The sequence below is a fragment of the Pseudomonas sp. MAG733B genome, assembly GCF_036884845.1.
In the GTDB taxonomy this organism is placed as follows: Bacteria; Pseudomonadota; Gammaproteobacteria; order Pseudomonadales; family Pseudomonadaceae; genus Aquipseudomonas.
Genome location: NZ_CP145732.1, coordinates 3,327,341 through 3,340,229, shown reverse-complemented (window position 1 = coordinate 3,340,229; position 12,889 = coordinate 3,327,341). Strand labels below are relative to the sequence as shown.

The 12,889-nt window shown below is 58.2% G+C and carries 12 protein-coding genes; 8 read left to right on the top strand and 4 right to left on the bottom strand.

Annotated features, from left to right (window positions below):
* The first annotated feature begins 99 nt into the window (after positions 1-99).
* A complete protein-coding gene (locus tag V6Z53_RS15525) occupies positions 100-663 on the top strand; it encodes a hypothetical protein (protein WP_338580448.1) in 564 nt (187 codons plus the stop codon).
* Between the two features lie 66 nt (positions 664-729).
* On the opposite strand, the gene miaE is transcribed toward V6Z53_RS15525, so the two are convergent.
* Positions 730-1,338 (bottom strand): tRNA isopentenyl-2-thiomethyl-A-37 hydroxylase MiaE, encoded by a 609-nt coding sequence (gene miaE, locus V6Z53_RS15520; RefSeq protein ID WP_338580447.1) that lies wholly within the window; start codon positions 1,336-1,338, stop codon positions 730-732.
* A gap of 162 nt (positions 1,339-1,500) precedes the next feature.
* On the opposite strand from miaE, the gene V6Z53_RS15515 reads away from it, so the two are divergent.
* Positions 1,501-2,364: a universal stress protein gene (locus tag V6Z53_RS15515; protein ID WP_338580446.1), complete on the top strand. Its 864-nt coding sequence runs from the start codon at positions 1,501-1,503 to the stop codon at positions 2,362-2,364.
* A 147-nt stretch (positions 2,365-2,511) separates the two neighbouring features.
* Here V6Z53_RS15515 and V6Z53_RS15510 read toward each other — a convergent pair whose 3' ends face one another.
* Positions 2,512-2,982 (bottom strand): DUF1289 domain-containing protein, encoded by a 471-nt coding sequence (locus V6Z53_RS15510; RefSeq protein WP_338580445.1) that lies wholly within the window; start codon positions 2,980-2,982, stop codon positions 2,512-2,514.
* A 457-nt stretch (positions 2,983-3,439) separates the two neighbouring features.
* On the opposite strand from V6Z53_RS15510, the gene acnB reads away from it, so the two are divergent.
* Positions 3,440-6,049 (top strand): bifunctional aconitate hydratase 2/2-methylisocitrate dehydratase, encoded by a 2,610-nt coding sequence (gene acnB, locus V6Z53_RS15505; RefSeq protein ID WP_338586500.1) that lies wholly within the window; start codon positions 3,440-3,442, stop codon positions 6,047-6,049.
* A 210-nt stretch (positions 6,050-6,259) separates the two neighbouring features.
* On the opposite strand, the gene V6Z53_RS15500 is transcribed toward acnB, so the two are convergent.
* Complete coding sequence (locus V6Z53_RS15500; protein WP_338580444.1) at positions 6,260-7,540, bottom strand: serine/threonine transporter; 1,281 nt, start codon at positions 7,538-7,540, stop codon at positions 6,260-6,262.
* Positions 7,541-7,919: 379 nt separating this feature from the next.
* Here V6Z53_RS15500 and V6Z53_RS15495 point away from each other — a divergent pair, with 379 nt between their 5' ends.
* The 5 genes from V6Z53_RS15495 to V6Z53_RS15475 all read left to right on the top strand — a co-directional run bounded on the left by V6Z53_RS15495 (position 7,920) and on the right by V6Z53_RS15475 (position 12,156).
* On the top strand, positions 7,920-8,303 hold the full coding sequence (locus V6Z53_RS15495) for a tautomerase family protein (protein WP_338580443.1): 384 nt from the start codon (positions 7,920-7,922) through the stop codon (positions 8,301-8,303).
* A gap of 29 nt (positions 8,304-8,332) precedes the next feature.
* On the top strand, positions 8,333-8,941 hold the full coding sequence (locus V6Z53_RS15490; RefSeq protein WP_338580442.1) for a TetR/AcrR family transcriptional regulator: 609 nt from the start codon (positions 8,333-8,335) through the stop codon (positions 8,939-8,941).
* Between the two features lie 159 nt (positions 8,942-9,100).
* On the top strand, positions 9,101-10,066 hold the full coding sequence (locus V6Z53_RS15485; protein ID WP_338580441.1) for a 2-hydroxyacid dehydrogenase: 966 nt from the start codon (positions 9,101-9,103) through the stop codon (positions 10,064-10,066).
* 143 nt (positions 10,067-10,209) lie between these two features.
* The gene (locus tag V6Z53_RS15480; RefSeq protein WP_338580439.1) at positions 10,210-11,277 is read left to right on the top strand and encodes a phosphotransferase family protein; all 1,068 of its coding nucleotides are present in this window, start codon (positions 10,210-10,212) and stop codon (positions 11,275-11,277) included.
* 111 nt (positions 11,278-11,388) lie between these two features.
* A complete protein-coding gene (locus tag V6Z53_RS15475; RefSeq protein WP_103393686.1) occupies positions 11,389-12,156 on the top strand; it encodes an SDR family oxidoreductase in 768 nt (255 codons plus the stop codon).
* A gap of 480 nt (positions 12,157-12,636) precedes the next feature.
* Here the strand turns inward: V6Z53_RS15475 and V6Z53_RS15470 are convergent, their stop codons facing one another.
* On the bottom strand, positions 12,637-12,888 hold the full coding sequence (locus V6Z53_RS15470; protein WP_338580438.1) for a DUF1652 domain-containing protein: 252 nt from the start codon (positions 12,886-12,888) through the stop codon (positions 12,637-12,639).
* Between the last annotated feature and the right edge of the window lies 1 nt (position 12,889).

The following is a 12,889-nucleotide window of genomic DNA, read 5'->3' as shown; positions in this document are numbered from 1 at the left end:
AACCTTTTGCAATACACGTTACTTAACGCCAAAAAACAAAACTGCTTAATCTAGGAGTTCAGCACAACCCTAAATCAAATCATAAGCATGGATAGCAAAATGAACATCGACATTGAACAATCGTTTGTCGCGACACTTAATATGTTCGATCACAAAGTTAATTTACTTGAACAACTTCATGGCAAGCCCGCACTGGCCACCGTCAATTTGTTCAGCGGCGGGTTCTTTACCGGAAAACCCCAGACACGTGATCACTCGAGTCTGTTAGGCATCCGCCCAAATGCCCAGTCCGGACCGGTGCAACCGTTGAAGCTGCACTTTCTCCACACCACCGCAGGCTACGTGCTTTCCATAAGGAACGAAGGAGAACACTACAACAAGAAAGTCAGCGAACGTTGGCTGGAAGTGCTCGGCACGGTGGACTCAGAAGATGACGAGCCGACAGTTTTCACACTTATGGATCAGCACAACAAGTCCGTCACCTTGAAAGACTTGCGCACTGTTCATACTCCCATCTCTCTAATGACTGAAGACAAAAAGTATGTAGGCGGACTTACTGTAAAAGGCTCACCTTATATTTATCTTGCCAACACCCATGAACGCTCAAAAATAACGTTCATCGTAAGTATCCTTGAAAGAAAGGTGTCTCACTCGGTGACCTGATCCCCTCTTTGATGGCAAAAAAAATCGGCCTGGATGGCCGATTTTTTCCCGGGTACTTTTCGCCGCTTACGCCGCAGCAGGTATACCGCTGTGAAAACGGAACTCCACATCCGGCGTCTCGATCAGTTCCTGCTCGGCGGCACGGACCTTGTCGATCACCTGGGCAATGTCCTTCACGTCGCCGTACTGGTAAGCCAGTTTCAGATAACCCTGGAAATGCCGCGCTTCGCTTTTGAGCAGGCCGAAATAAAACTTGCCCAGTTCTTCGTCCAGGTGCGGCACCAGAGCCTCGAAACGCTCGCAGCTGCGGGCTTCGATGAACGCGCCGACCACCAGCGTATCCACCAGTTTCACCGGTTCGTGACTGCGCACCACTTTGCGCAAACCCGAGGCGTAACGCCCGGCAGACAACTGGCGCAGCTCGATCTTGCGCTTTTTCATCAGGCGCATGACTTGTTCATGGTGCACCAGCTCTTCCCGGGCCAGGCGCGACATCATGTTGATCAGGTCGACGTGGGAGTGATATTTAGCAATGAGGCTCAGCGCGGTGCTGGCAGCCTTGAATTCGCAATTCTTGTGGTCGATCAGCAGGGTTTCCTGATCGGCCAGCGCAGCCTGGACCCAGCCGTCGGGGGTGCGACAGCCAAGGAATTCGTGAATTTCGGGAAGGATCATGGGGCCCACGGGATAAAAGGTTCAAAACGAAGGGCGCCGATTATACCGGCCTGCGGGCAGACCACCAGTCGCCGACCGTTGATATGTATCAACACCCAGGCCTGTGGGCAGCAACTATAGTTGTGCAACGCCGTGCTTTTTCATTTTCAGGAGATCCCGATCATGCAAGCCATACGCAGCATTCTGGTGGTCATCGAGCCCGAACACGCGGAAAGCCTGGCGCTCAAACGGGCCAAGTTGATTGCCGGTGTGACCCAGGCGCATTTGCACCTGCTGGTGTGCGATCCGAAACATGATCACAGCGGCATGCTCGGTGTGCTCAAGGCCGCATTGCTGGAGGACGGTTACAGTGTGACCACCGAACAGGCCTGGAACGAGAGCCTGCATGAAACCATCGTCGATGTGCAGCAGGCCGAAGGCTGCGGACTGGTGGTCAAGCAGCACTTCCCCGACAGTGCGCTGAAAAGAGCCCTGTTGACTCCCGCAGACTGGAAGTTGCTGCGCCATTGCCCGACTCCGGTGCTGCTGGTGAAAACCGCAGGTTCGTGGAAGGACAAAGTGATACTGGCGGCTGTCGATGTCGGCAACTCTGACCCCGAACACCGCCACCTGCACAACACCATCATCGATCACGGCTATGACATCGCCACCCTGGCCAAGGCTCACTTGCACGTGATCAGCGCCCATCCTTCACCGATGCTGTCGTCGGCCGACCCGACGTTTCAGCTCAGCGACACCATCGCGGCGCGCTATCGCGAACAGTGCAAGGCGTTCCAGGCGGAATTTGATATCGACGATGAGCACCTGCATATCGAGGAAGGCCCGGCCGATGTGCTGATTCCGTTCATGGTGCACAAGCTGCAGGCGGCGGTGACGGTGATCGGCACCGTGGCGCGCAGCGGGTTTTCAGGGACGTTGATCGGCAATACGGCGGAAGTGGTGCTCGATGCGGTGGAGAGCGATGTGCTGGTGCTTAAGCCGCAGGAGATCGAGGATCATCTGGAGGAGATTGCGGGTAAGCATTGAAGAGTGCCAACCTTTGTGGCGAGGGAGCTTGCTCCCGTTGGGTTGCGAAGCGACCCCCTGCGTTCTGTCAGATGCACAATGCCAGCTCGATTTGCGACGGCTGCGCCGCCGAGCGGGAGCAAGCTCCCTCGCCACAGAAATCGGAGGTCAGCCGCCGAAGACGTCTTTCAGAAACCCCGGCGCAATATAGCGCTGGTAATGCGCCTCGGAGAGCAGGAAAAACTCCCGATCAATGGCATCACGCAACTCCGGCAGGTTCCAGTCGCGGAACTCCGGTAGCAGCACCATCCCGTAGGCTTCCAGATTGTTGATCACCCGCGCGCCCCGCGCGATCAACTGGTAGGCCCAGCAATACTCGGACTGATGCGGCACAAAGCGAATCTTGCGTTGTTCGAGCTGCGTTCTGAGCAGGGCCGGGTCGAAAATCTCCACCTTGGCCGCCATTACCTGGGACAACAGTTGCTCAAGACGCAGCCACACCGCGCGTTTTTCTTCCTCGTTGTAGCCGTTCCAGTGAATCACTTCATGGTGGAAACGCTTGCAGCCACGGCACACCAGGTCACCGTAAACAGTGGAGCAAAGGCCGACGCAGGGGGTCTTGATGGTCTGATTGGGCATAGGTAGGCAGAACGCGAAAAAGCAAAACAGGCCGGCATGTTAGCCCTTTGTCCGATATTCATCACCCCTCAAAGTTAAGGGGTTATGGTCAATGGACCCGTGCTGAGCGCCACCACCAAAGTCCAATAAACACTGACTTACCTTTAATTTTTTTTTGCCGTAGAATCAGCCTGCCTTTTTAGGCGCCAATGTCCGTTAGAAGCTGTTTTCAAAGCGTCACGAGCACAGTCGTTCCTTCAGAGCGGTGTTGGCGAGGGGTTTTTCCAGCGGGGAAAAGCCCAACGCCAACCCTCATCAGCTCCCGTTCTGCAGGCGTAAAACTTTGAAAGCAGCTTCTGTAAGGAATTGTCGGTAATTCTGGCTAAGTGGCTCACAACGCCATGCAGCGCATGAGTACGGCAATTTCGGGATGAGCGTCCCGGACACCCATTTGGGACCACTGATGAGGGTAATAACTGTGCTTGAAGCCTACCGCAAACATATCGAAGAGCGTGCAGCACTGGGTATCGTTCCCCAGCCGCTTAACGCCGAACAAACTGCAGGCCTGGTCGAGCTGCTGAAAAATCCCCCGGCTGGCGAAGAAGCATTCCTCGTTGACCTGATCACCAATCGCGTTCCGCCTGGAGTGGACGAAGCAGCCTATGTCAAGGCCGGCTTCCTGTCCGCCATCGCCAAAGGCGAAGCCAAATCCCCCCTGATCGACAAGAAGCGCGCTGTTGAACTGCTCGGCACCATGCAGGGCGGCTATAACATCGTGACTCTGGTTAACCTGCTGGACGACGCCGAACTGGCTCCAGTAGCGGCCAAAGAACTCAAGCACACCCTGCTGATGTTCGATGCGTTCCACGACGTCGCTGAACGCGCCAAGAAAGGCAATGCTCACGCTCAAGGCGTGCTGCAATCCTGGGCTGACGGCGAGTGGTTCAAGAACCGCCCTACCCTGGCCGACAAGATCAGCCTGCGCGTGTTCAAGGTGACTGGCGAAACCAACACCGACGACCTGTCCCCTGCTCCTGATGCCTGGTCCCGCCCGGACATCCCGCTGCACGCCCTGGCCATGCTGAAAATGGCTCGCGACGGCATCGTGCCTGACGCACAAGGCGTCACCGGTCCGATGAAGCAGATCGAAGAAATGCGCAACGCCGGTTTCCCAATCGCCTACGTCGGTGACGTGGTCGGTACCGGTTCTTCGCGTAAATCGGCAACCAACTCCGTACTGTGGTTCTTCGGCGACGACGTTCCTTATGTACCGAACAAGCGTGCCGGCGGTTTCTGCTTCGGCAGCAAAATCGCTCCGATCTTCTACAACACCATGGAAGATGCCGGCGCACTGCCAATCGAATTCGACGTTTCCAACATGCACATGGGCGACGTGATCGACCTGTACCCGCATGCTGGCAAAGTCTGCAAGCACGGCACCGACGAAGTCCTGACCACCTTCGAAATGAAGACTCCGGTCCTGTTGGACGAAGTTCGCGCCGGCGGCCGTATCCCGCTGATCATCGGCCGTGGCCTGACCGAGAAGGCTCGCGCCGAACTGGGTCTGCCAGCGTTCGACCTGTTCAAGAAGCCTGAAGCTCCAGCTGAAAGCACCAAGGGTTTCACCCTGGCGCAGAAAATGGTCGGCAAGGCTTGCGGTCTGGCAGAAGGCCAAGGCGTTCGTCCTGGCACCTACTGCGAACCGAAGATGACCACCGTAGGTTCTCAGGACACCACCGGTCCAATGACCCGTGACGAACTGAAAGACCTGGCGTGCCTGGGCTTCTCCGCTGATCTGGTGATGCAGTCGTTCTGCCACACCGCGGCTTATCCAAAGCCGATCGACGTGACCACCCACCACACCCTGCCTGACTTCATCATGACCCGCGGCGGTGTTTCCCTGCGTCCGGGCGACGGCATCATCCACTCGTGGCTGAACCGTATGCTGCTGCCAGACACTGTCGGCACCGGTGGTGACTCGCACACCCGTTTCCCGATGGGCATTTCGTTCCCGGCCGGTTCCGGTCTGGTCGCGTTCGCCGCTGCCACCGGGGTTATGCCGCTGGACATGCCGGAATCGATCCTGGTGCGCTTCAAAGGCAAAATGAAACCTGGCATCACCCTGCGTGACCTGGTTCATGCCATTCCTTACTTCGCCATCCAGAACGGTCTGCTGACTGTCGAGAAGAAAGGCAAGAAAAACGCCTTCTCCGGCCGCATCCTGGAAATCGAAGGCCTGGAAGGTCTGACGCTGGAGCAAGCTTTCGAGCTGTCCGACGCCTCGGCCGAACGTTCGGCTGCCGGTTGCACCATCAAGCTGTCGAAAGAGTCGATCACCGAGTACCTGAACTCCAACATCACCCTGCTGCGCTGGATGATCGGCGAAGGCTACGGCGATGCGCGCACCCTGGAACGCCGTGCACAAGCGATGGAAGCCTGGGTTGCCAACCCTGAACTGATGGAAGCCGATGCCGACGCCGAATACGCTGAAATCATCGAAATCGATCTGGCCGACATCAACGAGCCTGTGCTCTGCGCGCCGAACGATCCGGACGACGCTCGCCTGCTCTCCAGCGTTGCTGGCGAGAAGATCGACGAAGTGTTCATCGGTTCGTGCATGACCAACATCGGTCACTTCCGCGCTGCCGGTAAACTGCTGGAACAGGTCAAGGGTCAGCTGCCAACCCGTCTGTGGCTGTCGCCGCCGACCAAGATGGACGCTCACCAACTGACCGAAGAAGGCTACTACGGCATCTACGGCAAGGCTGGCGCGCGCATGGAAATGCCGGGCTGCTCGCTGTGCATGGGTAACCAGGCACGTGTAGAGCCGAACTCGACTGTTGTGTCGACTTCGACCCGTAACTTCCCGAACCGTCTGGGTGACGGCGCAAACGTCTACCTGGCTTCGGCTGAGCTGGCGTCCGTGGCTTCCATCATGGGTCGCCTGCCGACCGTTGAGGAATACATGGAATACGCTGGCAAGATCGACAGCATGGCGGCCGATGTTTACCGCTATCTGTCCTTCGACCAGATCGCCGAGTTCCGTGAAGCTGCAGCGAACGCCAATATCCCGGTCGTTCAAGCCTAACGTTACACAGCAATAAAAAACGCCGCCCATCGTGAGATGAGCGGCGTTTTTTTATGCCCTGAACATTATTAAATGCCTGATTCGGATCAAATGTGGGAGCGGGCTTGCTCGCGAAGGCGTCATGTCAGTCGCCATTGGTTCCGCCTGACACGACGCCTTCGCGAGCAAGCCCGCTCCCACAGGGTTTCAGCGTTTCTGAAACCTCCCTACTCAGGCACTCAGCGAATAGATCAACGCCGAAATCGCCACCAAACCAACCGCCACCACAAACACGTTCGACGCCTGACCACGATAACGGGCCATGGCCGGCACCTTGCGGATCGCGTACATCGGCATCAGGAACAGGATCGCTGCGATCACCGGGCCACCGAAGGCTTCGATCATGCGCAGGATGCTCGGGTTCAGCGTGGCGACGATCCAGCACACCACCAGCATGAACGCCGCCACGATACGGTCCAGGGTTTTGGCCGACGGACGCTTGCCGCTCTTGACGATCAGCCCCTTGAGACCTTCGCTGGCACCGATGTAGTGTCCCAGGAACGACTTGGAAATGGCCACGAAGGCAATCAACGGCGCCGCGAAGGCGATGGTCGGGTTGCTGAAGTGGTTGGCCAGGTACGACAGGATCGACAGGTTCTGCGCTTTCGCTTCAGCCAGTTGCGCCGGCGACAGGGTCAGCACGCAACTGAAGACGAAGAACAACACCATCACCACCATCAAGGCGTGGGCGCGGGACAGGATCTGCGAGCTGCGCTGTTCGGCGTGTTCGCCATAACGACGCTTCTGGTCCACCGCAAATGCCGAGATGATCGGCGAGTGGTTGAACGAGAACACCATCACCGGAATCGCCAGCCACAGGGTATGCAGCAACGCCGACGGCTCAGGCAGCGTGGTGGCGGTGGTCAGGATGCCGCCGTTCCAGTGCGGAATCAGAAACACCGCCAGGAACAGCAGCGCGACAATAAACGGATACACCATCAGGCTCATGGCCTTGACGATCAGTTGCTCACCGCAACGCACCACGGCCAGCAGGCCGAGAATCAGCACCAGCGACAGCACGGCGCGCGGTGGCGGCATGATGTGCAGTTGATGTTCGAGGAAGCTGCCGACAGTGTTGGTCAGCGCCACGCTGTAGATCAGCAGGATCGGGAAGATCGCAAAGAAGTACAGCAAGGTGATCAGCGCGCCGGCCCTGATGCCGAAATGCTCTTCCACCACTTCGGTGATGTCCGCGCCTTCACGGCCGGACAACACGAAGCGGGTCAGGCCGCGGTGTGCGTAGAAGGTCATCGGGAATGCCAGCAATGCCAGGATCAGCAGCGGCCAGAAACCGCCCAGACCCGCGTTGATCGGCAAAAACAGGGTGCCCGCACCAATCGCCGTGCCAAACAGGCCCAGCATCCAGGTGGTGTCTTGGCGATTCCAGCTCGAAAGGGTCGCTGGTGTCGCGTCTACATAGCGTTCGTTAACGCTATTGGCCTGATCATTCATCCGGTGGGATCTCCACATTCCGGTCACTTGCCACCCGGCCAGAACACGTCGGAGTACCCGACAGGCAGCGCCCTGGCCGAAACAGGGGCGCGATTCTGGAGTATTAGTGAACAGAAGCAAAGACTTAGGTGAGGAACGGTGGTGCCAAGTTGAGGGGATTGATCGACACAATCCCTTGTAGGAGCCGAGCTTGCTCGCGATGGCGATGTATTTGCTGACATCAATGTTGAATGTGATTCCGCTATCGCGAGCAAGCTCGGCTCCTACAGGTTGATTCGCAATATCACCCCTGCGTTTCATCGCCAAACCGTAATTGATGCTTGATAAAGGTTTCCCGTCATGTATTTTGAATACACCCACACCCTTCTGGAGTCTTCACATGCCACTGGTTCGCGTCGATCTCAAGAAACAGCAGGACCCCACCTACGCCAAACGCGTCGGGCAGTTGATCTACGCCGCCCTGCGCAGCGCCATTGATGTGCCGGAAAACGATAATTTCCAGATTCTCAACGAGCACGATGAGCAGCATTTCATCTTTGACCCGCAGTACCTGGGCATCCAGCGCACCGACAACCTGGTGATCATCCAGATCACCCTGAGCGAAGGCCGGACCCTGGAGAAGAAGAAACTGCTCTACAAAACCATCGTCGATGGCCTTAATGAGCAACTGGCAGTGCGTCCGGAGGATGTTTTCATTAATCTGGTGGAAGTGAAGAAAGAGAATTGGTCGTTCGGCAATGGCATTGCCCAGTACGCCCTCTGATTTTCAACTTTGATACCTGTGAGCCGCCAATGCCCCGAGTTTCCCGCAAGCAAGCCGACCTCAACCGCGAAATCATCGTCGACGCCGCCACACGGCTGTTCCGAGAGCGCGGCCTGCACGGCATCAGCGTCGTCGATGTGATGGCTGCGGCCGGCCTGACCCATGGCGGCTTCTATGGTCATTTCGAGTCCAAGGAAGCACTGGCCAGGGAGGCCAGCGAGCGGGCGTTCAAGCAGGTGGGCGAGCGCTGGCGGGAACGGGCTGCCACAGGTGAAGATAAAGCAGATGCACGCAAGGCATTGATCGATCCTTACTTGTCCACCCACAGCCGCGACAATCCCGGTGAGAGCTGCCCGGTGGTGGCCTTCGCTGGCGACATGTGCCACGAAAGTGCCGATAGCGGCTTGCGTGAACCGTTCATGGCGGGACTCAACCGGCTGCTCGACTCCTTCGGCAAACTGATGGACTCGGACGATCCAGAGGAAAACCGCCAGCAAGCGCTGGTGCAGTACTCAATGATGGTCGGCGCGCTGACGCTGGCCCGGGCCACTCGCGGCGAAGCCCTGTCGGATGAAATCCTCGAGGCCACCCGCCGTTTTCTGACAGACGAAAAGCCTGAATCCCCTGCTTCCTGCTGAATATTCGGTATCGAGAGAACATATCGCAGGCTTCGCCAGCTCCTACACTGTGTAGCGCGGTTCCAGAAACGCTTGGCTTTGATCATTGCCAAAACGTCGCGGAGCCAGCAATCTCAAGCGACGTTCGAGCCCGATATTCGATGCCCACAGGAGCCACGCATGCCCGCGACCGTTCTGGTACTGGTTGAAACCATCAATGATTACCTGCCTATCCTCGAACATCAGGGGTTCCATCTGATTCTGGCCCCGACGCCCGCCGAGCGTGCCGAAGCCATCAGCCGCCACAGCGGCCAGATCGACGCAGTCCTGACCCGCGGCCCGCTGGGCCTGTATGGCAATGAAATTGCCGCCCTGCCCAACCTGAAGATCATCTGCGTGATCGGCGCCGGCTACGAAATGGTCGACCTGCAAACCGCCGCCGACCGGGGCATTACCGTCACCAATGGCGCCGGGGTCAATGCCTCGTCCGTCGCCGACCACGCCATGGCCTTGCTGCTGTCGCTGGTGCGGGATATTCCTCGCTGCGACGCCGCTGTGCGCCGGGGCGAGTGGCCGAAAATCATGCGCCCGTCCCTCGCGGGAAAACGCCTGGGCATTCTCGGCCTCGGTGCCGTCGGCATGGCCATCGCCAAGCGCGCGGCCGCAGGTTTCGACATGAGCGTGTGCTACCACAATCGCCAGCATCGCAGCGACGTGCCCTACGAGTTCTGCTCGACCCCCACCGAACTGGCGCGCGCCTCGGACTTCCTGGTCATCGCCACTCCCGGCGGCCTCGGCACCAAACACCTGATCAACCGCCAGGTACTCGACGCGCTCGGCCCCAAGGGTTTTCTCGTCAACATCGCCCGCGCCAGTGTGGTGGTCACCGCCGACCTGATCACCGCGCTTGAGCAACGGCGTATCGCCGGTGCCGCACTCGATGTATTCGATGACGAACCTCAGGTGCCGGACGCGCTGAAATCCCTGCCCAACGCGGTCCTGACCCCGCATGTCGCCGGATTGTCACCGGAAGCCACCCAAGGCACCGTCGAGTTGGTGGGCCGCAACCTCGTGGCGTTCTTTTCCGGCCAACCCGTACTGACCCCCATCGAGTTGCCGAAGGGCGTCAGCAGCGCGGTTGTGTAGGACAATTCAAACAGCTGTATCAAAAGCAATGATTGCCCGGCAACACGATCACCTATAAGGGCCGTTCGTGGTTGTGGGTGCCGGGTGTGCGCATTAGATTAGCCAATAGTTTCAGGCCTCCAGAATAAGCAGAAGGGATAAGCATGGCGCTTACTGACCAGTCCACCCATATCCGCTCCGGCGAAGAACTCGATGCCAGCCTGATCGATCCTTACCTCAAGGCGCACATTCCAGGGCTCAGCGGAATGCCGCAGATCAGCCAATTCCCGGGCGGCGCCTCCAACCTTACCTATTTGCTCGAGTACCCCGAACAGGAGTTCGTCCTGCGTCGGCCGCCCTTCGGTCACAAGGCCAAGTCCGCCCATGACATGGGGCGCGAATTCCGCATCCTCAATCAATTGCGCGACGGCTTTCCGTATTGCCCGAAAGCCTACGTGCACTGCACCGACGAATCGGTGATCGGTGCCGAGTTCTATGTGATGGAGCGGGTCAACGGCATCATCCTGCGTTCGGAATTGCCAGCGGAACTGGGCCTGGATTCAGCGAAAACCGAAGCCCTGTGCAAGAGCTTCATCGACAAGTTCGTCGAACTGCACCGGGTCGACTACAACGCCTATGGCCTGGGCGACCTTGGCAAACCGGAAGGTTATGTGGCGCGGCAGATCAAAGGCTGGAGCGATCGCTACGAGAAAGCCCTGACACCCGACGCGCCGCAGTGGGACGTGGTCAAAGCCTGGCTCAACGACAAGATGCCGGCTGATCACCCGACCTCCAGCATCGTGCATAACGACTATCGCTTCGACAACGTGATCCTCGACCCGAACAACCCAATGCAGATCATCGGCGTGCTCGACTGGGAACTCACGACCCTCGGCGATCCGCTGATGGACCTGGGCAACACCCTCGCCTACTGGATCGAAGCCGGCGACCCGGCGCCAGTGCAACTGATGCGCCGCCAGCCGAGCCACGCACCGGGCATGCTCACCCGCCGCGAGTTCGTCGATTACTACGCTCAACGTTCCGGCATCCAGATCGACAACTTCGATTTCTACTACACCTACGGCCTGTTCCGTCTGGCCGGCATCGTGCAGCAGATCTACTACCGCTTCTACCATGGTCAGACCCAGGACAAACGCTTCGCGCAGTTCATTCACATGAACAAACTGCTGGAGCAGATGAGCCTGCAGGTCATCCAGAAATCCAGCCTCTGATTGAAATGCGGCTCCCTGTAGGAGCGAGCCTGCTCGCGAAGGTCGCAAACGATAATGCGCAGCCACTGACCTGACACCGCGCCCCTACCGACTCGATAACAAGGAAAACCCATGTCCAAGACTCAGTTGTTCGACCTCGACGGCAAGATCGCTTTCGTTTCCGGCGCCAGCCGCGGCATCGGTGAAGCCATCGCCAAACTGCTGGCCCAGCAAGGCGCCCATGTGATCGTGTCGAGCCGCAAGCTCGATGGCTGCCAGCACGTGGCCGACGCGATCATCGCCGCCGGCGGCAAAGCCACTGCCATCGCATGCCACATCGGTGAAATGGAACAGATCAGCCAGGTCTTCGCCGGCATCAAGGAACAGTTCGGGCGCCTGGACATCCTGGTCAACAACGCCGCGACCAACCCACAGTTCTGCAACGTGCTGGACACCGACCTCAGCGCCTTCCAGAAAACCGTCGACGTGAACATTCGCGGCTACTTCTTCATGTCGGTGGAAGCCGGCAAGCTGATGCGCGAAAACGGGGGCGGCAGCATCATCAACGTCGCTTCGATCAACGGCGTTTCGCCGGGGATTTTCCAGGGCATCTATTCGGTGACCAAGGCCGCCGTGATCAACATGACCAAGGTCTTCGCCAAGGAATGCGCGCAGTTCGGCATCCGCTGCAACGCCCTGCTGCCGGGCCTGACCGACACCAAGTTCGCTTCGGCACTGGTGAAAAACGAAGCCATCCTGAACACCGCGCTGCAACAGATCCCGCTCAAGCGTGTAGCGGACCCAAGCGAAATGGCCGGCGCCGTGTTGTACCTGGCCAGCGATGCCTCCAGCTACACCACCGGCGTTTCGCTGAACGTGGATGGCGGCTTCCTTTCCTGATCCCTCCCTTGTAGGAGCTACCGCAGGCTGCGATCTTTTGATCTTGAAAACAAATTCAAAAGATCGCAGCCTGCGGCAGCTCCTACAGGGATATTGTCCAGTTTCCCGCGTTACTGCGTCACACAGCGCGTAGTGGTAGTGACTCGCGTCACCTCGCCGTTTTCGCCACGCACATCCCCCATCACATCGGTTTTATCCATAGGGTCCTGGCAGGTGCGCACGGGAGGTGGCGGCGGCGCGGCGGGAGGTGGCGGCGGCGGACTGGCACAGCCACCGAGAATCGCCACGCAGAATGCCAGCGACAAAGGTGTACAAACGCGTTTCCCAAGAGTTTTCATAGGTTGACCCGCGATAAGTGAACGACACATTTTTTGTGACAACAGAACCGGCGTGCAAAATCCTCACACCTGTCATAAAAAAAATATTGAAGGATCACTTATAGCGAAATCATTGAGCAACGCCCTGAAAATCTGGCAGTTCTTACATCACCGGATCAGGGCGATGCAAAGTATTGCTCTCCAGCTCATAGCGCAGTTCTTCAATCAGCGCAGCCGCCGCGTCCGCTGACTGCAGCTTCGCCATGTTCAAGCCACTGACCACCAGATCCACCTGCCCCGACACCGGGTGGTAGAGCTTCACGGTCAACGAATGATCGCCGGTGATGCTGCAGTCACAGGCTCGAGGTGAAAAACTGCTTTCGATCAGCATTCGCAGCTGTGCCAGCGTCATCATT

What these genes read in the sequence shown, in the direction of transcription:
- V6Z53_RS15525 (WP_338580448.1), top strand. Translation starts at nt 100, where the DNA reads ATGAACATCGACATTGAACAATCGTTTGTCGCGACACTTAATATGTTC.
- V6Z53_RS15510 (WP_338580445.1), bottom strand. Translation starts at nt 2,982, where the DNA reads ATGCCCAATCAGACCATCAAGACCCCCTGCGTCGGCCTTTGCTCCACT.
- V6Z53_RS15495 (WP_338580443.1), top strand. Translation starts at nt 7,920, where the DNA reads ATGCCACTGGTTCGCGTCGATCTCAAGAAACAGCAGGACCCCACCTAC.
- V6Z53_RS15500 (WP_338580444.1), bottom strand. Translation starts at nt 7,540, where the DNA reads ATGAATGATCAGGCCAATAGCGTTAACGAACGCTATGTAGACGCGACA.
- V6Z53_RS15485 (WP_338580441.1), top strand. Translation starts at nt 9,101, where the DNA reads ATGCCCGCGACCGTTCTGGTACTGGTTGAAACCATCAATGATTACCTG.
- V6Z53_RS15470 (WP_338580438.1), bottom strand. Translation starts at nt 12,888, where the DNA reads ATGATGACGCTGGCACAGCTGCGAATGCTGATCGAAAGCAGTTTTTCA.
- V6Z53_RS15475 (WP_103393686.1), top strand. Translation starts at nt 11,389, where the DNA reads ATGTCCAAGACTCAGTTGTTCGACCTCGACGGCAAGATCGCTTTCGTT.
- V6Z53_RS15515 (WP_338580446.1), top strand. Translation starts at nt 1,501, where the DNA reads ATGCAAGCCATACGCAGCATTCTGGTGGTCATCGAGCCCGAACACGCG.
- V6Z53_RS15490 (WP_338580442.1), top strand. Translation starts at nt 8,333, where the DNA reads ATGCCCCGAGTTTCCCGCAAGCAAGCCGACCTCAACCGCGAAATCATC.
- V6Z53_RS15480 (WP_338580439.1), top strand. Translation starts at nt 10,210, where the DNA reads ATGGCGCTTACTGACCAGTCCACCCATATCCGCTCCGGCGAAGAACTC.
- miaE (WP_338580447.1), bottom strand. Translation starts at nt 1,338, where the DNA reads ATGATCCTTCCCGAAATTCACGAATTCCTTGGCTGTCGCACCCCCGAC.